The following is a 21495-nucleotide window of genomic DNA, read 5'->3' on the forward strand; positions in this document are numbered from 1 at the left end:
TTACATTTGTAGCAAGCTTAGCTAATAAATCATAAAATCATCGGGGTTAAGTTGTTGTGGAACTATTCTAATTTTGTAAATCATTCCTTTAAACCAAGACCGTTTATTCAAACGAACACCAATTGAGCAGTTGCCAGTCTCGATTGGTTGATAAGAAAACGACTCGGACAATTCCTTTTTTCCATTGACAAAAGTTGTCAAGCTATTAGGCCTCACAACTAAAGCAACATGATACCATTGTCCAAGCTGATGAGTAAGTTGTTCGTTAATTAAGGCTTTTTTGTCATTTCCGGAAGCCGCAAAACCATCGAAATACCAGATATCCGTAACTGCACGGATTTCCAGCAACATTCTATTACCTAAGACCTCACCAATATGAAGAATCCGCTGTTCGAAAGAAGCATTTATATCCGGACAAAAAATCATTTCTACGGTAAATTCCTTCATCGATTTAAGAGGCATTTCCTGTAAAATAAGAGCATCACTACTTCCATTAAAGGAAACAGCTTTTCCATAAGGAGAATCAACCAGTTTTGGCTGACCAAGTATCTTTATCTGTTTTGAGTTCTGTTGCAACAAATCAGCCACTAACCACTCTGTATGAAATTTTACTGTGGATTTTTTTTCTGAGTTTTGACCATTCCCAGAGAAGGGGAAATACATAAAAAACAAGACTAGCAATATTGGAGTAATCTTCATTTGTCTGTTTTTTTATTGAACTCAACAAAATTCATTGCAAATTCCTTTTAAAGGGAAGTAATAAATAGTGTTTATCCAATTTGAGAACTTATATTACAATCTCTATTTAAATAACAGAGATTAGCTTCGTACTTTGTTACCATTCACCTAAATTCAGAGATAAAAAGCAAAGATAATCCGTCAACGAATCGACGGATTATCCTATTTCTTATTAAGAATTTAAAGCATTCTTACTGATTAAATCCATAACCATTGCTTATTCCTGAATTCTCTAAAATCGTAGAATTCAATGGAACCATATAAACCGGAGGATTTCCTGCGCTATAGTCAGCATCACTATAACCTTTAAAAAGATCTGTTGAGTAATCTGCAGCATTAGCTACAATATCAGCCCCCCAGTTTGTTTGAACATATCCATCAGCCTCAAGAGCCAATGCTTCAGCGCTTCCAGGTGCGATATAATTGAACAATCCTTTGATAGCTACGTTAGTTTCTGGTCCATTAACAGTTTTGCCAATCTCAGTTGCAAGACTTTGCCAATCGTCATATTGTCCTCTCCAACCAGGGAATAATACAGGATCTGTTTCGTCTACACATTGCGTAGTCAAACGATAACCATGAGTTGCTTTTGCATCAACCATTTTAGTCCAAATATACATTGGCATTTGGTTGCCATTCTCAAATTGATAATATCCATTAGCCTCTAAACCACTAATAATAGTAGTCATCAATTCTCTGTTATCTACTATTGCTTTAGGTAGTTTACCAGTACGAATAAGATCATAACGACGCATTCCTTCTCCGCCAAATTCTAATTTACGTTCTTCCAAAACAGCATTGTAAACGCTGCCAGCTTTTGCAATAAAACCGTTTAAATCGGCATCTGCAGGTGATGTAAATGCACGATTGTGTACTTTCTCTAATTCTGTTCTCGCAGGACCATCATTACCTAAAGCTGCCTCAACCTCAGCAAGCATCAAGATAACATCTGATACACGCATGTATGGGCAATTAATTCCAGATTTACGTGATTTCGCAACATATGGACTAGTCATACGGTTCTCATCCCATTTATTATTAGCAATTCCACCGTGTGATTTCGAACCAGGAATCCAGTCAATCATTTTTTCAGTACCATCTCCTTTACTTGCTGTTACTGCTACAGTAACATCACGTCGCAAATCTTTAGGATCGAAAGAACCATAATAATAATGTGCCTGGAAACGTGACTGAGCATAACTTTTTCCAGGGAAAGCTTTTGAACTACCACCATCCGAAGGACGACCAAATGCATAAGGACGTTCTGAATAGTAACCATACTCTTCCGGAATCTCATAGATAGACTCTTTCGATAGTTGTTCGCCAGTCATCATCATCTGAAATACGTATTGGAATGGATTCCCAAATTCTTGTCCAGCTCCTCCGGCAGAACGTGGATCACTTGTAATTAAATAAGCAGAACCAGAATTTTCTACACATTTAGTCAGATATGTTTTAGCAATATTGAAATAATCCTGCCAGTTAGAACGACGGGAATAAACTGCTCCATCCTTTTCAGTTCCCATAGTCTCAAATGAAATTACACTTCCATCCAATTTTTTGTAGAAATCACTTCCAAGATCAGTACGACGGGTAGCATAACCTCCGGCATAAAGGCACATACGTCCGATTAATCCCTGTACATAAGTTCGGGTCATTACATCAGCATTGTTTCCTCCCTCACCAACTCGGTACATATAAGGCTCTACCTTCATCAATTGGTTGATGTGATATTCATAAATTTCATCACGAGAAACAAGACCTTTTTTCTCTGTATCACTTACAGAAAGTACGTGAGGTACATCACCATAAAAGCGACACAATTCAAAATATGCAGTAGCTCTCAGTGCAACAGCTTGTCCGTATATATCCGACAATTCAGTCACTTCTCCACTACTCATCATTGCCTCAAAATCACTTGTTCCTTCAAACGCCTCAATCAAAGAGTTCGTTACTGACACAATCCCATAAAGAGCTGTCCAAGCTTTTTCACTATCCGTAAATGAAATGTCAAAACTTGAAGTTCCTCCTGGATAGAAATATTCAGGAACGTGACGTGTTTGTGATGAAAATGTTTCCGGATGATGTTCAACATCAGAACCGACAACTGCAAGATCGTAAAAAAGACCATTAGAGTGCACATATGCATTACCTCTCCATTTTTCGTATGCATTCAGTAAAGCTCCCTTTGCAGAAGTAGCTCCTGAAAATACAAATTCAGAATCTACAACCGAAGGAGAAGATGTATCTAAAAATTCTTCGCAGGAATTAAGCGATAAGGTGAATACACCAATAATTGCTATAATTAATATTTTTTTCATACCTAATTTAATTATCAAATTAACAATAATATTCCTCATATTAGAAAGTAACATTTACTCCTAAAGTGAAAGTTTTTGCACGGGGATATGCACCCCAGTCCATATTAGTTGTTGGGAATATTTTCAAACTGCTAAAAGCGCTGCCTGCACTCTTTGGAGTTGTATTCACCTCTGGATCTACTCCTGAATAACCTGTTATTGTAAATAAATTATTACCTGTGAAGTATACACGGATTCTTTCAATTCCTATTTTTTGAGAGGCCAACTTTGGAACATTATATCCCAATGTTACTGTTTGTAAACGCAAATAAGATGCATCTTCAACAAATGTAGAATAGGTTACACCATTCTCATTGTAAGGTAGAGCATATTTAGCATTTGCATTTAATGCTTTTAATGCAGCAGGATCAGTTACAGCTGCCAAATCTCCAGAAGAATTAACGTCATAAACTTTATAAGCGTCTTTTACAAAGGCTAAACGGTTCGCACCAATACTAGCATCTTTATTTCCATAACTACTTACCAAAGCTGCGGCATTGTAGATTTTTCCACCCAAAACCCAGTTCATATTAGCACCTAAATCAAAATTTTTATATCTTAAATTTAAGTTAATTGACCCTGTATGTTTTGGTGTTGCTTCTCCCAATTCTGTATAATCCTCAGCATCAACAGTTCCACTTTTATCTACATCTTTCAATTTAACAGCACCTGGGAAAGCATTCTGACCATCGGCAACATTAAACGGATTTGGATAACTTCCTGTAAAACCTGTATCAAAATCAGCAATTCCGTCTTTTAGTGTATAAATACCATTTGCATAGTTAAAATCATCAACCTTATAGAATCCTTCACTTACATAACCACGAATCACTCCTACTGATTTGCCTTCAATAAGTGCATAATCATACGCAGGCTTAGTAGCTGACGAAGCCCAATTAGAAGCATATTGATATTGATCAGTGTTTTTAAGATTATCAATATTGTTTTTGTTATAGTTGTAGATAAGATTTACTCCAAAATCCCAATCATCAGAACGAATAATATCGACTCCAACAGAAAGCTCGACCCCTTTATTTGAGGTTTGTCCAAAATTTTGGTATTGGTAAGAATATCCTGTTGTATTGTCAACTGGAACAGCCATTAATAAGTCTTTAGTTGTGTTCCAATAAACTTCAGCAACCCCATAAATACGGTTGTTGAACATTCCATAGTCAATACCTAAGTTTCTGGAAACAGTTGTTTCCCATTTTAAGTCTGGATTAGGATAAAGACCTGATGGCTTGTAATAAGATCCAATACTACCGTTAATAGGATAATGAATATCACTGCTGCTACCACTTTCCCATGTTTCTTTCCATAATGAAGAGCTGATATTATCGCTGCCCGAAGCACCATAAGATACTCTTAATTTAAGGTTATCTAACCAATCCCTTGTGCTTTCCAACATAGGCTCATCAGAGATACGCCATGCAGCAGCTACTGCCGGGAAATATCCCCATCGATTGTTTGAAGCAAATTTAGATGAACCGTCAGCACGAACTGTAGCTGTAAAAAGATATCTGTCTTTTAATGAGTAGTTTGCACGACCAAAGAAAGACAATGAATGTGAAGGAGTTCCAACAGTGTTTAGTGGAGTTAAAGTTTCACCTGTTTGAATTAAACCTGTTGTTGTCTTATAATCAAAATTTTCAGGATATCCCTTACCTTTAACTTCTAAAGTAGTAGATTTCGATTTTAAAATTTCATTACCCAACAAAAAAGACAATTTATTTGATTCTCCTAAATTAAATTCATAATTCAGAGTTGTAACTGAACGAAAACTTTCCGCGCCTTTTCTTTTTATGGTTGCAGTTTTATATCCATTGGTCAATCCATCTTCGTAGTAATTACTTTCATCATTAACTCTGGTAAATCCTACCTCACTACGAGCTTTAAGTCCTTTTATGATCTCCCATGTTAATCCAGCAAATCCACGTAAGTTTTGTGATTTTGTAATATTTGTAATATCATTAATTAAACCAATAGGATTACTACTTTCATCGATGTTTGCATCACCATTACCAAAACTGGAAGAAACATCGGTATAATCAACACCACCTAATGGATTGTCAATTGGACGAAACCAGTAAGCTGAAGAAATTAGAGACCCTCTACCATTGGTATTACCTTCTTTTCCACTTAATTCTGATTCTGAATAACGAAGATCAAAATCTACTTTTAAATTTTCAGCTAATTCCTGATCAATTTTGAAAGAAGCATTTGAACGCTCATAACCTGAATTAATCTTGATACCTTCATCATTTAAATATCCAACAGAAGCAAATACTTTTGTTTTTTCAGTTCCACCAGACAAACTAATAGTATGACTTTGAGTAAATGCAGTACGTAAGGCATCATCGGTGTAGTTATGAGCCTTTACATTAGCGTAATCAGCATAATGATTACCATTGGCACTTCCTAACCCGAAATATTCAGCTATTCCGCTTCCATAACTAGCACCGTAAGCAGTAGCATAAGCCCATGTATGATTCACATATTCCTGTGCAGATAAAGTTTCAAGTGATTTTGCTACACTTTTAACCTGTGTGTACCCGCTATAAGTTACTTGAAGCTTTCCTGCTTTACCTTTTTTTGTAGTAACCAGAATAACACCATTTGCTCCACGGGCACCATAAATTGCTGTTGAAGATGCATCCTTTAACACATCAATAGATTCAATTTGATCTGCAGGAATTTCAGAAATAGAACTTACTGGAAAACCATCAACAACAAATAGAGGATCGTTGGATTGAGTAATAGAACCTCCTCCACGAATTTTGATAGATACGTCAGCACCAGGACGCCCATCCTGACTAACCACATTTACCCCCAACAAACGACCTTGTAATGCCTGAGCAACATCTGGTACAGAGATAGCTGCTAAATCTTCACCTTTAACCGAAGCTACAGCCCCCGTAAGATCTTTCTTTTTAACAACCCCATAACCAATAGCCACAATTTCTTCCAATTGTGTAAATGCTTCCTGCATCACTACATTAATTTCAGATCTTCCAGATACTGGAATTTCTTGTGTCTCCATTCCGATAAAAGAAACTACAAGTACATCTGATTGAGCATTTGGTAATTCTATTGAATAAATTCCATCAATACCTGTAATTGTACCAAGGCTTTGGTTGCCTTTTACTGTAACAGTTACTCCTGGTAATGGAAAATTTGTTCCATCAGTAACCTTTCCTGTTACTTTTTGTCCATAGCTATCAAGACTGCAAAATAGCAGCACAAAAAAGCCCAGCATAAAAAGTTTGCTAATTTTATTCAGATTTTTCTTCATTTAGATAAGTTTAGTAAAAAATTAGAATACACTTTAATATATTTGATTAAGATTAGAAATTTCATATTCACAGCATTTTTGAGCTATCAATTCCTACTCAAATTAAGTTTAATAAACATCAGAACATTTTTTGCAGGTTGCCTGCCACGCTCTTTATGTCAATCTCTAACGTTTGCGCCAACGGTCTAACGAACAGTTTAAGGTTCGTTTTTTTTCATAATACACATATACTCTTGTTTCCCAGTCTAAATATTGACATAGACAAGTGAAAATCACAGTTATTTATTCAGTTCAATTGCAGCCAAAATAAAAGGTGCAATTCCTTTAGGATCATTTACAACCCTCTTCTCTCTAATATAATATTCAAAAGAACCATCTCTGTATGGATTGCCACCCAAACCGCAACCTCCACAAATATCCTTCATCTTTATTCTTCCATTTTCATCCGTACTAATAAGGTTTTTAATAATAGAATCGAATACAGAATTGGCTATGTCCTGATATCCTTTATCAAGATATCCCTTGGATACCCCTTTGGCAAACGCGTAGCAAAACATTGCAGAACCAGAACCTTCCAGATAATTCCCCTCCCGGTTACCCTGATCAAGAACCTGATACCATAACCCACTATCTTTATCGCGTACCTTCAGCAAGGCTTCACAACTATTTTGAAGAAGCGCAATAAGCTTATCCCGATCCTTGTGATTCTCAGGCAAATAATCTAAAACATCAACAATAGCCATAACGTACCACCCCATAGATCTGCTCCAAAAATTAGGTGCACAGCCTGTTACTTTATTACTCCATCGCTGTTCACGACTTTCATCATAAGCGTGATATAACAAGCCAGTCTTTTCATCTAAAGTTTTTTCATAGATTAATTCAATCTGTAAGCATACCTCATCAAATAGTTCCGGAGTATTGAATTCCTTTGCATATTGAGCTAAAAATGGAGAAGCCATATATATCCCATCCAACCACATTTGATTCGGATAGACTTTCTTATGCCAAAAGCCACCACTTTTGGTTTTTGGATGATTTTGCATTTGCTCTACAAATGAGTAAAGTGCTTTGCGGTACTTTTCTTCACCAGTTCTTTTGTAAAGAGTAATAATATTCTTAGCTGGATTTATACGGTCAATATTATACTCCTCTATTTTATAGCCTTTTACACCGCCATCTTCCTGGACAAAATAATTCACATAATCTTCCATATAACGGGAATATTTTGAATCAATGTCTCCTAAATGATCGATCGCCTGTCCTAAAAAAGCAATATCGTATTGCCATTTTACAGTTTTAGGATTTAAATAATGAATAAGGCTATCCGATTCCCTCATCACCTCATCGGCCATTTTTACTGACCATTTTTGCACCTCTTCCTTTTGATTATTTCCCGTTGCAGATGGCTTAGACTTACAACTGGCAAAAACCAATAAGATGATTATAAATGAAATGTTTTTCATATGATTATAATTTGTTTTTATTTGCCATATGGAACTTACCATGCTGAAATAATCATCCCCCTGTGTGTCAAAATATCCCTGTCATGGACGTTTCATAAGTGTTTTATTTTTTCACAGCAGTTTGCGTATTCTTTTCCATATCACTCTTAATGATATTCCCTTTTTCTGTCAAAAACGGCACATCACCTTCAACCAATAAATCTACACCTGAAAGAATATTATTTATTACAAATAGATTTGTTACCGACTGATTGCCTTCAATAAAAACAGGCAATTCTGTTGGTTGAAAACAATTATTAACCAATATATCAGAGCAATTATCCAACTTTATCACCGATGCATCGGCGGACAAACTATAAACGGTTAGATCGCTGATCTGTATTTTTTCCGAATGATTAAATTCAATTGCATTTCCATTACTCACAGAAAGGCGAATATTTTTCATATCAATATTAGAAGCGTAATCACCTGTAACACCTGTTTTCGCATCTATCTGAATATCGTTAAAGCTTATTTGCTCAGCCGAACGTTCTTTCAATCCATAAATAGCAATGCCTTTATTAGCATTAGTCATTCTAATATTTGACAGATACACATTCCGAATAGCCGGAGTTCGGTCTGAAACCGGTTCCTCCGGTGTTTCATGATAATGCATATTAATCATCACACCTTCTCTTAACATGTTGTGCATAATAACATTTGAAACCCGAACATCCTCAACAACACCACCTCTTCCTCTCATGGTTTTAATACGGATACCTCTGTCGGTTCCCTCAAACACGCAATTTGAAATAGCAACCCTACGCACGCTGCCAGACATTTCGCTGCCAATTACAACACCTCCATGCCCGTTAAGCATGGTACAATTTGAAATTGTAATATTTTCTGTTGGTCTGTTCGCATCACGGCCATCAGCATCACGGCCTGATTTAATTACGATACAGTCATCACCAACACTAATGTGGCTGTTACTGATTCTTACATTTCTGCATGATGAGGGATCAATTCCATCTGTATTAGGTGAGTCTCCCGGATTCAATATTGTAATTCCATCAATAGTAACATTTTCTGAAAAAACAGGCATCAAGGTCCAAAAGGGTGGATTTGTAAATGTTACCCCTTCTACCCTTACATTGGTACAATTATATGGCATAAATAAAGGTGGTCGCAAAAAACTCCCCATGCTTTGCAGATATTCATTCGTTTTAAGCATCTCTGCATTTTCCTTTTTAAATATTGCTTCCCATTTGGTATTGGTTTTCTCTCCTTCTCTTATGCGTGACCATAAATCCCACCATTTCTTACCATTGCCATCTATCAGGCCCCGTCCCTTAATTGTAACATTATTTGCATTATGAGAATAAATACAGGATTTAAAATTCCTCACCCGAACTCCTTCCCATCTTGAATCAATCATTGGAAGGTACGCATCAAAATCATCTGAAAATTTAAGAACAGCTCCCGATCCTATATTAAGGGTTATATTACTTTTTAATTCTATTGGCCCGCTTAAATAAACTCCTGATGGAATATAAATCTCTCCACCTCCCTGTTCACTCAATTCTGCAACAATTTTATTAATAATAGGCGAGCAGTTTACCAAACCCTTACTATCCGCACCTGCATCTTTTAAATCCACAACACTATTCTGCCCAAAAGTTAATTGAGAAACGAAAAGAAGAAAAACACAAAATAATTTCATACTTATTAATTTAATACTTACTAATTTCAAATACAATTTATAAACGACCTGCAATAGTCAGCTTTAACTTTTTCCTCTCTATCAGAGCGACTAAACATTGGGCATTTACAACGTTTGCAAAATATGTTCTTTTATTTAAACTTATAGATTACATTTTATCTAAAATACGGTGTCAAATCATCAGACCGCAACGGAGACAAATCATCTACACACTCACTATCAATCTATTATGAAATTGAAATTATTGCCTAAATCTTAAAAAATGTAAAAAAACTCATTAAATTATTATATTTGTATGAATAAGAAAAAACATATGCATCAACTAAGAATACTGACAATTATAATCCTCTCTCTTTTGCAAAGTCTTTGTACTTTATCTCAAGATATTTATAGGTTTGAACATTTTAATTCAGAAAATGGACTTTCTCAAAATACTATATCCAGTTTACTATGCGACAGAAAAGGATTTTTATGGATTGGAACAATGAATGGTTTAAATCGTTATGATGGTTATCGATTTAAAATTTACAAGAGCAAGAAAGGGGATAGTAATGTTTTTACAAACAATAGGGTTATAGATCTATGGGAAGATTACCAAGGTTTTATCTGGATGAAAACCTATGATGGATACTATCATTACCTGAACCCGGAATTAGAATTATTTAAAACCATACCTGAATACGTTGAAATTAAAAGTACCAAAAAATCTATGGCAACTTGTTTTTTACAGTATTCTCCTGAAGAAATTTGGGTAGGTACCACAAACGAAGGTGTCCTTTATTTAAAATACAATTCCAAATTAAATAATTACACTCAATCAAAACACAGCGATAAAGGAAGATACAGCATTACAAACAAAGAAGTTCGCTTCATTGTTTCGGGTAAGGATTCTTCAGTTTGGGTGGGCACAAAAAAGGGGGTTAATCTTCTTACAAAAAAGGATCTTAATGCCGGAATATTTAATTTTCAACATCTTTTTATCAATTATTCCTTTAATTCGGCTATCGAACTAAATGATGAGATTTGGCTTGGTACCGATAATCACGGCATAATCAAGTACAACAAAAATGAATCATCGTTCAGATTTCTGGACATGTCCAACACCTCTGGCTTTGAGTCAAATCAAATTTCCAATCTATATCAATCAAAAGATGGAATAATCTTAGCGACTTTCGTAAATAAGGGTGTATTAGCATTTAACCCTGACTCTAATAAATGGACCAAACTAAAAATTCATGGCGATGAAATTTTGAATGTTTATTTTGATAAAAAAGACAATGTCTGGATAACAGCAACAGAATTTGGAATTACCAAAATTGAACTAAGCACACTTAAGTCGAAATATTACGAACTGACAACTAAAAACCAGAGAGTTATAACAGATCTGGAGCGACATGTGTTTTATGAAGATCTGGATTCAAATTTATGGATTGGGCTGCACGGAGGAGCTTTAACATATTATAATAGTGAAAAAGACAAGTTTATTCACTATCAAAACAATCCTTCAAATCCCAATTCCATCTCGTCGAGTATTGTACACTGCATAACGGAAGATTTATCCGGGCAGATGTGGCTTGGAACCGGTCAATACAAAGGTGGTCTTGAAAAAATAATTAAACGGGATCCTGCTTTCACACAAATTCTACCAATTCCTGAATTTAATCAAATTACTGATAATGTTGTCCGTTCCATTTGTCAGGATAAAAACGGTTATATTTGGTTTGGTACCAAAGCTGGTGATTTGCATATCTACTCACCTAGTTTAAAAAAACTGAGCACAATTCAGTCCTTTCACCCAACAAAAAATGATCCTTATAAGGATAATATATATAGCATTTTTATCGACCATCAGAATTATTTATGGTTGGGAACTAAAGGAAAAGGTTTATTAATAAGCCAAACTCCAATTCCAAATAATCCGGCAGAGTATACTAAAATCAAGTTCAATTCATATCTGAATAATCCAAAGGATTCTACCTCATTAGCAGGCAATAATATTTATTCGATTTCTCAGGATCAAAGGGGAAATATATGGATTGGTACATTTGGAAATGGAATCTGCAAAACCAATACCGATCATTCCAGGCCTTTAGTCTTCCAATCCTATTCAACAAGCAACAGTCAATTATCAAGCGATTTAGTAAGATGTATCTACAGTGATTCTGATTCCAACCTTTGGGTCGCCACCTCATTTGGTTTGAATCTGGTAAAAGCCAATGACCTGAAACAAAACAATATCATCTTTCAAAACTTTTATTATTCTGCCGAGAAGCCAAACAGTATTAATTACAATGATGTAGTTGAGGTTTTTGAAGATTCTAAAAAACAAGTATGGTTTGGCACTTTTGGCGGAGGTGTTAATAAACTAAGCTTACCCATTGTTGATACAATTCAATTTTCATCCGTAACATCAGAGTCAGGACTCTCAAATGATGTGATATTTGGAATTAAAGAAGACAATTCAAACCATTTGTGGTTTAGTTCTGAAAACGGATTAAGCCGCTACGACGAATCAAATAAAAGCATTCAAATCTATAATGAATCGAATGGACTGGCTTTCAATAATTTCGCAGAAAATACTTGTTATACGTTAGCCGATGGAAGAATTCTATTTGGCGGTTCAAACGGAATAGAAGTTGTTCGGCCCGGGTTAATAAAACCATCTAAACAGACCAACTTTATCGAACTTACTAATTTTCAGCTGTTTAATAAAGATGTAATTGTTGGCGCACCAAAATCTCCATTAAAAAAGAATATCTCATATACGAACGATATAACATTACTAAGCAGTCAATCAAGTTTCAGTATTGAATATTCAGCTCTTAACCTATCCGATCCGAAAAAAAATCAATACGCCTATCTACTGGAGAATTTTGATACTGATTGGAATTATGTTGGCAATCAAACCAAAGCAACTTATACAAACCTCGCTCCCGGGGAATATAAGTTTAAGGTGAAAAGCACAACCAGAACCGGTTTTTGGAATGAAAATGAGCGTGTATTAAGAATAATCATTTCACCGGCTTGGTGGCAAACCAAACTCGCATTTTTTGCTTATTTGTTATTCTCTATTGGTTTAATCATTTTCAGTAGATATATAATTAAACGAATGAATAAGTTTCGCAATGATTTAACCATTGAAAAAACTATTAATGAACTAAAACTAAGGTTCTTCACAAATATTTCACACGAAATACGAACTCCTCTCACACTAATTCTAGGACCTATTGAAGACCTGTTGCAGCAAGACAATCTGGATGCTGCTCCAACTAAAAAGCTGCGGATTATTCGTAAAAATGCAAAACGCATGTTGCAGCTTGTCAATCAATTACTAGACTTCAGAAAAGTTCAGAACAATAAAATGCAATTAAAAATACAGGAAGTAGACCTGAACGAATTCACAAAAGACATTTTTGAAAGTTTCATCCCCTTAGCAAATCACAAACAAATTTTTTATTCATTTCAAAATTCAAGCACACCAATTAACATTTGGGGAGACCGGTCAAAATTAGATTCAATAATTTACAATCTAATTTCAAATGCTATCAAATTTACACCAAAAGGGAAAAAAGTAATTGTTAGTGTGAAAATTAATTCATCCAAAAATAAAGCTGAAGTTTTTGTTACTGATGAAGGCCCTGGAATTCCGGAAAAGAACATCTCCGAAATATTTAATCGATACACTATACTCAGCAACCACGATTTCGCGGGTACAGGAATAGGATTGTCATTAGCTCACGAACTGGCCGTTCTGCATCATGGAAGTATTGAACTGTCATCTACAGTGGGAGAAGGCAGCGTTTTTTGTTTTTCGATGCCTTTGGATAAAGAAAAATTAATGCAGTCGCCTAACATACAGGCAATAAGCGACGAATCCCAGCAACCAATTTATCATCATGTAGAAATAGAAGATGATAATAATGTTACAGAAACCAGTGCTGATAATACAAATGATCAGGTGATACTTATTGTTGAAGATAATGAAGAGATTTTGGCATATACCAAAGATTCTCTGTCTTCACTGTATTCATGTATTGTTGCAAATAACGGAAAAGAAGGGCTTCGATTGGCACAAATTCATAATCCCGATGTTATTATTACGGATATCATGATGCCGGAAATGGATGGCATTGAGATGACACGACTGTTAAAAGAAAATTTTACTACTTGTCACATACCAATTGTTATGATGACCGCAAAAGTAGATGTACAAGATAAAATTACTGGTTTTGAAACGGGAGCAGAAGCTTACATCACAAAACCGCTTCAAATGGCTTACTTAAAGGCTGTTCTAAAAACATTGATTACTCAAAGAAAATTGGTTATTTCAAAATACCGGGATAATAAAACCATTGATCCAAAAACATTAAAGGTTAACTCAAAAGACGAAGACTTTTTGAAACAGTTAGTTACATACATAGAGACAAATTACGCAACAGAATTAAGTGTTGACAGTCTCTCTGGCTTTTGTTGTGTAAGCCGAACTGTATTTTACAATAAAATTAAAGGTTTAACAGGACTAAGTCCTCTGGAATTTATTAGGGAAATTAAACTGAAAATTGCCATGCAGTTTTTAGAAAAAGGCTTTTCGGTTTCCGAAGTTGCCCATAAAATAGGCTATACTGATGTAAAATATTTCTCGAAACAATTTAGCTCCCAATATGGTTATCCGCCAAGTAAACTAAAGAAAATTAATAAATCCAAATCAGAAGGGACAGAATAATTCATAATTCAAAACAGAACTAAGATGGATTTACTTAAAAAACTCGCCCAATTCTTTTTCCAATTGAAAGAAGGTTTGAGGTACAGCTGCAGTTTTTAAGGATGGATCGATTAGAAACATGCTGGGTGTAACGTAAATATTAAACAGATTTGCAGTTGTACCGTTTAATCCATCGGTATCGCAGGCATTTATCCAAGGGTAATAGTTTTGCGAAACCATTTCGTTCCAAAAGCCAAGGTCACTATCTAAGGATACGGCAACAACCTCTAAACCCAACTCATGATATTCAGGATACAAATCCTTAATGCGTTCCAGCATTTCTCTGCTGTGAACACAACTCCCCGACCAAATTATCAGCAGCGTTAAATCACTGTTAACATCAGATAATGATTGTATTTTGCCATCAAGGCAATGATTTAATTCTACATCGGGAACCAACCAACCTGTGTTATTTGCATGCGAATTTTGCATTCGGTTTTGTATGATTTTATTCCCCATTACATATTCGCAGGTATTCAGAACCTTATATGCATCAACAATCAAATGATATATTTCAGGAAGCTTTTGTTCCGGGTATCGGTTCATTAAATAGTTCGCCAGATATTTTTGTGAGCTTGGATCCAGTTCTGTTAGCCAAAACAGATTACTTATCACATCATTTATCTTCGTATAATTTTCCGCTTTTATCAGATCTTCAATATAATTAGCTTTTAAGTATTTCCCTATTTTTTCATAATAGACAGGTGTAGCTTGCAATACTGAATCTGAAAAGGCAAAATAATCAAAAAAATGCTTTTGATAATAGTCATCGTAATTCTTCCCTTTTAATTTTAAATCCGGTTCCAACTGTTGTTTGGCCAGAGCCATGCGCGCCGGCCATGAATCAATATGAGATCTCCATAATTCTTTCAATAATATCTTCTTCTCTTTTTGCACCAGCTTAAATTGAGCGTGCAATTCTTTATAGGAAGAATCTTTCTCATTTAAATTCACCAGAGTTTCCCTCAAAGTTCCAATTTTTTGATTCAATACATTAAATTCTGAGAGGTAATAATGGAACTGATTATTTTCATCCTTATCCGGAAAACGAAGCTCTCCAAGCACTGGCTTGCCATCCAGCGAAAAATGAAAGTCAGGATTTGAAATCAGAAAATCAATATTTCCTAATTCACCGGCAAGTCTGTAAAAACCGTAATTACCTTCCCACGAAAAAGAAAGGATTCCATTATCACCTACTTTTGCCTGTCCCACTACAAATGAACCACCTTCATCGCCTCTCACCAGCAGAAATTGTTCCTGCTTACAATCGGGCATCTGCACAGTTAATTTAAGTTGTATTTGTCCAAATACAGTCTGCGAAATCAACAAAAATACAAATGCAAGAATTTTATTATTCATGAATCTCATGCTCCTGTTTATATGATATAAGTACCAAAGTGTGTCGTAAAGGTACATATTCTTGTTATGGATAGCCAAACCCATCCATTTAATTAACAAATTTGATTAACCATTGAATTAAAATGAATTTTTCCCGTTCTAAAATTTTATTGTAAATTTAATATCCTAAATAAAAAGATTCCTTAGCTCAGCTGGTAGAGCACATCACTTTTAATGATGGGGTCCTGGGTTCGAGCCCCAGAGGGATCACAAATAAACCGTCAAATAAGTTTGATGGTTTTTCTATTTTACAGCGATAAACAAAAGCCTGCTTTCTTTAAACATTTTGCTTATATTTAATGGAATAATTTCAATATACATGCAACGCATGATTTCCGCATTCGTCATTAGAATAGAAATTGATTAATGAGCTCATTGTACAAGAACATTCACCAGGACCTAATTGAGCTTTGCGGAAAAAATGACCCCAAAGCCCAATTCAAAATCTACAAGTTATACTACAAAGCAATGTATAACTCATCTTTACGGATAGTAAAGGATGTTGCGGAAGCTGAAGATATCATGCAGGAATCATTTCTTGCTGCATTCCGAAACATTAAAAAATACAAGGGAGAGGTTAGTTTTGGTGCATGGTTAAAAAGAATAGTGGTAAACCGTTCTTTGGATAGTTTAAAAAAGAAAAAAGTGGAATTATTTCCTATCGACAGTGAGCTGTATAAATTATCAGAGGAAGTAGATAACCATAACATTGAATATTCAGAAGAACAAATTGCTATATTAAAAAAAGGAATAGACCTGCTGCCAACAGGCTATCGAATTATCCTGAACCTGTATTTAATTGAAGGCTACGATCATGAAGAAATAGGAAGTATTCTTAACATTACCTCCTCCACTTCCCGATCACAATTCCTAAGAGCAAAGAAAAAACTGATTCAGATAATTTCGGAAAAAGAAAACCAAAAAATGCTATGAACCCTTCTCTTACTTTTATAAACATTAATAGCTCTCAATTTTTGAGCTTAATTAATTGAAGAAGATAAAAATGAAAAGAAGGTTACATACTACAATCAATGAAAATTTGTAAGTATGAAAGACTTAGAAAAAATTTTACGAGATCATAAAGATCAATTCGATGATTATGAACCACAGGATGGTCATTTCGAAAATTTTCTTGAAAAACTAAACCATCAAAAGAAAAGAAATGCATTCGAAAGCATCCCAAACTTTTTAAAAGTGGCTGTAATAATTACTTTTGTAATCTTTTCGGGACTGGTTGGATATCAGATTCGAAATATTCAGGGCGATCGTTTAGGCTTGGGAGCAGTATCACCTGAATACAAGGAAGTTGAAGCATTTTACACTGCAAACATCAACAATCAGCTAGGTATGCTTAAACAACTTGGCAGTTTTGATAAGAAACAGCACCAAAGCATACTGAGTGAAGAATTAAAAGATATGGATGAACGATATTCACAGCTAAAAAAGGAACTTAAATTGCATCCCGATGACGATAGAATTATTCAGGCAATGATTGAATATTATCAGGTGAAGACGAGTATTTTAAATCGTATAATCGAACAATTATATCTGATTAAAAAACAAAACAGAAACAACCTGAATACAGCAGTATAATTAAGACAATATCACAAAATACAAAAAAATACACCCTAAATAAAAAGACTATGAAGACATTAAAATTCAAATTTTCCGCTCTCTTATTTGTTGTACTTCTTGCTTTTACAACAAATGCCTTTGCATTAGATGACTTCGAGAAACAGATTAAAGAAGTATTCTCTGCTGCAGAAGGCACAGAATTCAGCATCAATAACAAATACGGCGATGTTAACATTAAAAATTGGGATCGTGATTCCGTATCCATTAATGTTGTCATCACATTAGAAACCTCGAGTGAAGAAAAAGCCAAATTACTCTTTAAGAGTATCGACATAAAACTTAATAAAACGGGGAATGAAATAACCGCCGTAACCGAAATGTCGCATCAATTCAAAACAGGTAACAAATTCAGTATCGATTACGAAATATTTATGCCTGCATATGTCAAGCTGGATATTTCAAATAAGTTTGGTAACATTTACATCAATACTTTGCGTGCGAAAGCAAATATTAATTTAAGCTACGGAAACCTTCAAGGCGAAAGTTTTCTTTATCCGGAAGATAAACCTGTTAGTACTATTAATCTGAGTTATGCTAAAGCAACAATAAATGAGTGCAACCGAACCAAATTAACTCTTAAGTATTCGAAAATGAATATTGGTACAAGTAAGGCTTTGGTTGTGGTTAGCCGTTACTCAAAATTACATCTTGATAACAATGAAACCGTTCTTGCTGATAGTAAATACGATGCTTTCGATATTGTAAACACCAATACTTTTATAGTTACAATGGGACAATATTCCGATTTCAAAATTGAAAATGTAAATCGGGATTTGGAATTGAATCTTCGTTACGGAAATTGTAAAATTGAAAATGTTTCTAAAGAATTTGAATCAATTAAAGTTGACAATCAATATGTTGCCAGCAAAATTGCGATTGAAGAAGGAGCAAACTACACACTGGACGCTGAAACAAAATATTGTGGCATAAGCTATCCTGAAGATGCTCAGGTGATTCAAAAAATTGTTAATAACTCAGAAACTTCACTAAAAGTTGTTGTAGGAAAGTCTGCATCACCAAAAGGAAAAGTTATCATTAACAGCCAGTACGGCAATGTGAGTCTTAAATAGTTAACCAACAAGTCATACATCGTCCCTCTTTGCCAGGCAAAGAGGGATTTTTTTATTAAAAGAACCTAAAACAGTAAAAAATATACCTGATTTTCACCCGATATAATTCATAATATTGTAATTTTAGCGTGTAAACAACTATAAACCCAAAAATGACTGTTGCTGAGAGAGTAAGCGCTTTGCGTTCTTTATTGCATGAAAAAAATATTCATGCCTATATTATTACCAGTACCGATCCTCATATGAGTGAATACGTTCCAGACAGATGGACAACCCGTCAATGGTTATCTGGATTTACCGGCTCGGCAGGAACACTTATCATCACCCAGGAAAAAGCTGGACTTTGGACAGATTCCAGATATTTTCTGCAAGCGGAGACCCAATTAGCAGGAAGTGGAATTGAGCTTTTTAAAATGGGAACGGCAGGAACTCCTACTCAAAACGAATGGTTATCCGGCGAACTACCTATTAATCCGAATGTTGGATTTGACGGAACTTGTTTTTCTGTGGCACAAACCAGAGAATTAAAAAACAAATTAGGTGATTTGGGCATTAATATCATTGAAGAATTCGATCTGGTTAATGAAATCTGGGAAAGTCGTCCCAAATTGCCAAACCAATCAATTTTCGATCATGAAGTTTCCTACTCCGGCCAAACCAGATATAGTAAATTGCTGCAAATCCGCAAAAAAATGAAAGAATGCGAATGCAATTTTCATTTTGTGGGCAGCTTGGATGACGTGGCTTGGATCTTCAATATCAGAGGAAATGATATAGATTACAATCCCCTTGCCTTGGCCTATGCCGTAATAGGAATCGAATCGGCAACTCTTTATTTGGGCGAAGATCAAATCTCCAATGATTTGATTCAAAAATTAACCGAAGATGAGATTTACATTGCAGATTACGGTCAGATATTTAACGACTTGGATAAAATTCCGGGATCTGCAAGTGTTCTGCTTGATGTAAACCGAACCAATTTAAATGCATTTTACTCGATAAGTGCCAATATCGTTGAAAGAGAAAACCCTTCTCAACTGCTGAAAAGTATAAAAAATGACGTTGAAACAGACGGAATGAAAAATGCCATGAAGAAGGATGGAGTTGCTCTTACTCAATTCTACTATTGGCTCGAAGAAAATATTGGCAAAACTAAAATTACCGAATTTACGGTAATGGGTAAACTGAAAGAATTCAGATCTCTTCAGAAAAATTTTAAAGGAGAAAGCTTTGGAAGTATTGTTGGGTACAAAGATCACGGTGCTCATCCTCACTATTCTACCACACCCGAATCGGATGTGGAGATTAAAGCTGAAGGGCTGCTTCTTATTGATTCGGGCGGACAATATTTGGATGGTACTACAGACATAACCCGAACCATTCCGATGGGCGAGCTAAACGAAGAGGAAAAAACTGATTTCACTTTGGTTTTAAAAGGAATGATTCAATTGGCAATGGCTAAATTTCCGAAAGGAACGCGCGGCTGCAATCTGGATATTTTAGCTCGTCAGGCATTATGGAACAGAGGTAAAAATTACGGCCACGGAACCGGGCATGGTGTTGGATGTTTTATGAATGTTCACGAAGGCCCGCAAAGTATCCGACAGGAAATTAAAGATCAGGCCTTATTACCTGGAATGATAACTTCTGATGAACCAGGATTTTATCGCGAAGGATTCTACGGCATCAGACATGAAAATCTTATTCTATGCTGTCAGGAAGAAACCACTCAATTTGGTGAGTTTCTAAGCTTTGAAACGATCACTTTGTGCCATTTCGAAACGAAAGGAATTATCTACGAACTTCTTACTCCGGAAGAAAGACAATGGTTGAATAATTATCATCAGAAAGTTTACGATATATTGTCTCCCGAACTGGATGAAAGTCATCAGAACTGGTTAAAAGAAAAAACCAAAGCGATATAAAATAAGGAACGCCTCAATTATGAGGCGTTTTTCATTTACGAATATATAGTAACAACCAACTTTCTTCTGCCACCTCTATTTCTAAACTCGCAAAGATAAATCCCTTGCCAGGTTCCCATGTTTAACTGATGATTCGTGATTGGAATTGTAAGTTCCTGACCAATTAGCGAGGTTTTCACATGTGCAGGCATATCGTCTGAGCCTTCCAAAGTATGAGTATAGAAAGATTGGTTTTCGGGCACAATTTTGTTCATGATCGATTCAAAATCATCACGGACCGAAGGATCGGCATTTTCATTTATACTTAAGGCCACTGAGGTATGTTTCAGAAATAAATGAAGGATTCCTGTTTTTGGCAAATTGCTTAAGTGCCCGGCAATCTCAGAATCGATAAGGTGATACCCCCTGCCAAAAGCCGGTAAAGTGATTTCCAATTGTTGAATCATAGATTTGTTATTGTACCAAATTAATATCAAAACCTTTAAACTATTCGTTTTTATAAAGATACTGCCGATATTAAATTGGCAACTGTAATTTAACACAAGATAGTGTATTCAGCACAATCCTCAAAAAAAGCAGATTCCTATAACCGGAGCTCTAAACGATCCAATTACAGGAACTGCCTAATAATTCTTATACTAAACAACTAATGACGAATACGAACATTCACCTTAATAGGCTTCTGATCGAACACTTTTTTAACGCAGGCAATCATTTGTTTTTCAGACATATGATCTTCCGACTCGATTTTACGAATGCGGTCTTTAAGAACCGGCTCTTTGCTTATGTGTTTAGCAAGATGCACCTTAGTTTCGGCTGGACCAAACAGATAAATTTCTTCTGCGTCGGATAAATGATCGGTAATACTTTCAAAATAATGTTTCAATTGATGACGTCTTTTATGTGTTATTTTGGTTGCAGGATTGATAAACTGATTGCCCATACGGGAATAAGCTTTTGTTTCTCCCTTGAAACGCAATCGGGATTCAATTTCTGATTCAATTTTATCAACTCTGGCTCCATTATCCTCAATGGTAATAATGTAGGCTTTTTCGGTATCTAACCAAACTCCAATGTTTTTTTTCATTTTCGTTTTCTTTTAATAAATAGAATTTAAACTAGTTTGAAACAGTTCGTAAAGGGCAGG

At 35.3% G+C, this 21495-nt stretch carries 13 protein-coding genes and 1 tRNA gene; 6 read left to right on the forward strand and 8 right to left on the reverse strand.

Annotation, left to right across the window (positions count from 1 at the left end; translation table 11 throughout):
* Positions 1 to 21: 21 nt before the first annotated feature.
* The 5 genes from BZG01_RS14720 to BZG01_RS14740 all read right to left on the reverse strand — a co-directional run bounded on the left by BZG01_RS14720 (position 22) and on the right by BZG01_RS14740 (position 9558).
* Positions 22 to 699, reverse strand: a complete 678-nt coding sequence (locus BZG01_RS14720; RefSeq protein ID WP_101310603.1) for a LamG-like jellyroll fold domain-containing protein — start codon at positions 697 to 699, stop codon at positions 22 to 24.
* 230 nt (positions 700 to 929) lie between these two features.
* The gene (locus tag BZG01_RS14725; protein WP_101310634.1) at positions 930 to 3059 is read right to left on the reverse strand and encodes a RagB/SusD family nutrient uptake outer membrane protein; all 2130 of its coding nucleotides are present in this window, start codon (positions 3057 to 3059) and stop codon (positions 930 to 932) included.
* Positions 3060 to 3099: 40 nt separating this feature from the next.
* The gene (locus BZG01_RS14730; RefSeq protein ID WP_101310604.1) at positions 3100 to 6390 is read right to left on the reverse strand and encodes a SusC/RagA family TonB-linked outer membrane protein; all 3291 of its coding nucleotides are present in this window, start codon (positions 6388 to 6390) and stop codon (positions 3100 to 3102) included.
* Between the two features lie 278 nt (positions 6391 to 6668).
* Positions 6669 to 7856: a glycoside hydrolase family 88/105 protein gene (locus tag BZG01_RS14735; protein WP_101310635.1), complete on the reverse strand. Its 1188-nt coding sequence runs from the start codon at positions 7854 to 7856 to the stop codon at positions 6669 to 6671.
* A 103-nt stretch (positions 7857 to 7959) separates the two neighbouring features.
* Entirely contained in the window at positions 7960 to 9558 is a 1599-nt protein-coding gene (locus BZG01_RS14740; RefSeq protein ID WP_101310605.1) for a glycoside hydrolase family 28 protein, read from the reverse strand.
* A 295-nt stretch (positions 9559 to 9853) separates the two neighbouring features.
* Here BZG01_RS14740 and BZG01_RS14745 point away from each other — a divergent pair, with 295 nt between their 5' ends.
* Complete coding sequence (locus BZG01_RS14745; protein ID WP_101310606.1) at positions 9854 to 14281, forward strand: hybrid sensor histidine kinase/response regulator transcription factor; 4428 nt, start codon at positions 9854 to 9856, stop codon at positions 14279 to 14281.
* Between the two features lie 30 nt (positions 14282 to 14311).
* On the opposite strand, the gene BZG01_RS14750 is transcribed toward BZG01_RS14745, so the two are convergent.
* Complete coding sequence (locus tag BZG01_RS14750) at positions 14312 to 15679, reverse strand: peroxiredoxin family protein (RefSeq protein WP_180327334.1); 1368 nt, start codon at positions 15677 to 15679, stop codon at positions 14312 to 14314.
* Positions 15680 to 15855: 176 nt separating this feature from the next.
* Here BZG01_RS14750 and BZG01_RS14755 point away from each other — a divergent pair.
* The 5 genes from BZG01_RS14755 to BZG01_RS14775 all read left to right on the forward strand — a co-directional run bounded on the left by BZG01_RS14755 (position 15856) and on the right by BZG01_RS14775 (position 20348).
* Positions 15856 to 15928 (forward strand) — tRNA-Lys (locus BZG01_RS14755).
* Between the two features lie 156 nt (positions 15929 to 16084).
* Positions 16085 to 16651, forward strand: a complete 567-nt coding sequence (locus BZG01_RS14760; protein ID WP_101310608.1) for an RNA polymerase sigma factor — start codon at positions 16085 to 16087, stop codon at positions 16649 to 16651.
* A gap of 114 nt (positions 16652 to 16765) precedes the next feature.
* Positions 16766 to 17311 (forward strand): hypothetical protein, encoded by a 546-nt coding sequence (locus BZG01_RS14765; protein WP_101310609.1) that lies wholly within the window; start codon positions 16766 to 16768, stop codon positions 17309 to 17311.
* A 50-nt stretch (positions 17312 to 17361) separates the two neighbouring features.
* The gene (locus tag BZG01_RS14770) at positions 17362 to 18423 is read left to right on the forward strand and encodes a hypothetical protein (RefSeq protein ID WP_101310610.1); all 1062 of its coding nucleotides are present in this window, start codon (positions 17362 to 17364) and stop codon (positions 18421 to 18423) included.
* A 152-nt stretch (positions 18424 to 18575) separates the two neighbouring features.
* A complete protein-coding gene (locus BZG01_RS14775) occupies positions 18576 to 20348 on the forward strand; it encodes an aminopeptidase P family protein (RefSeq protein ID WP_101310611.1) in 1773 nt (590 codons plus the stop codon).
* 35 nt (positions 20349 to 20383) lie between these two features.
* Here the strand turns inward: BZG01_RS14775 and BZG01_RS14780 are convergent, their stop codons facing one another.
* Both BZG01_RS14780 and BZG01_RS14785 read right to left on the reverse strand, forming a co-directional pair.
* Positions 20384 to 20794: a secondary thiamine-phosphate synthase enzyme YjbQ gene (locus BZG01_RS14780; protein WP_101310612.1), complete on the reverse strand. Its 411-nt coding sequence runs from the start codon at positions 20792 to 20794 to the stop codon at positions 20384 to 20386.
* Between the two features lie 200 nt (positions 20795 to 20994).
* Positions 20995 to 21435 carry a hypothetical protein gene (locus tag BZG01_RS14785; RefSeq protein ID WP_101310613.1) on the reverse strand — a complete coding sequence of 147 codons (441 nt, stop codon included), beginning with the start codon at positions 21433 to 21435 and terminating at the stop codon, positions 20995 to 20997.
* Between the last annotated feature and the right edge of the window lie 60 nt (positions 21436 to 21495).

This window comes from Labilibaculum manganireducens (assembly GCF_002843385.1).
GTDB classification, from domain to species: Bacteria; Bacteroidota; Bacteroidia; order Bacteroidales; family Marinifilaceae; genus Labilibaculum; species Labilibaculum manganireducens.

Excerpts from the sequence above, each read along its gene's own strand:
- BZG01_RS14780 (WP_101310612.1), bottom strand. The coding sequence starts at position 20,794 with ATGATTCAACAATTGGAAATCACTTTACCGGCTTTTGGCAGGGGGTAT.
- BZG01_RS14760 (WP_101310608.1), top strand. The coding sequence starts at position 16,085 with ATGAGCTCATTGTACAAGAACATTCACCAGGACCTAATTGAGCTTTGC.
- BZG01_RS14775 (WP_101310611.1), top strand. The coding sequence starts at position 18,576 with ATGACTGTTGCTGAGAGAGTAAGCGCTTTGCGTTCTTTATTGCATGAA.
- BZG01_RS14740 (WP_101310605.1), bottom strand. The coding sequence starts at position 9,558 with ATGAAATTATTTTGTGTTTTTCTTCTTTTCGTTTCTCAATTAACTTTT.
- BZG01_RS14725 (WP_101310634.1), bottom strand. The coding sequence starts at position 3,059 with ATGAAAAAAATATTAATTATAGCAATTATTGGTGTATTCACCTTATCG.
- BZG01_RS14785 (WP_101310613.1), bottom strand. The coding sequence starts at position 21,435 with ATGAAAAAAAACATTGGAGTTTGGTTAGATACCGAAAAAGCCTACATT.
- BZG01_RS14770 (WP_101310610.1), top strand. The coding sequence starts at position 17,362 with ATGAAGACATTAAAATTCAAATTTTCCGCTCTCTTATTTGTTGTACTT.
- BZG01_RS14735 (WP_101310635.1), bottom strand. The coding sequence starts at position 7,856 with ATGAAAAACATTTCATTTATAATCATCTTATTGGTTTTTGCCAGTTGT.
- BZG01_RS14730 (WP_101310604.1), bottom strand. The coding sequence starts at position 6,390 with ATGAAGAAAAATCTGAATAAAATTAGCAAACTTTTTATGCTGGGCTTT.
- BZG01_RS14720 (WP_101310603.1), bottom strand. The coding sequence starts at position 699 with ATGAAGATTACTCCAATATTGCTAGTCTTGTTTTTTATGTATTTCCCC.
- BZG01_RS14765 (WP_101310609.1), top strand. The coding sequence starts at position 16,766 with ATGAAAGACTTAGAAAAAATTTTACGAGATCATAAAGATCAATTCGAT.
- BZG01_RS14750 (WP_180327334.1), bottom strand. The coding sequence starts at position 15,679 with ATGAATAATAAAATTCTTGCATTTGTATTTTTGTTGATTTCGCAGACT.
- BZG01_RS14745 (WP_101310606.1), top strand. The coding sequence starts at position 9,854 with ATGAATAAGAAAAAACATATGCATCAACTAAGAATACTGACAATTATA.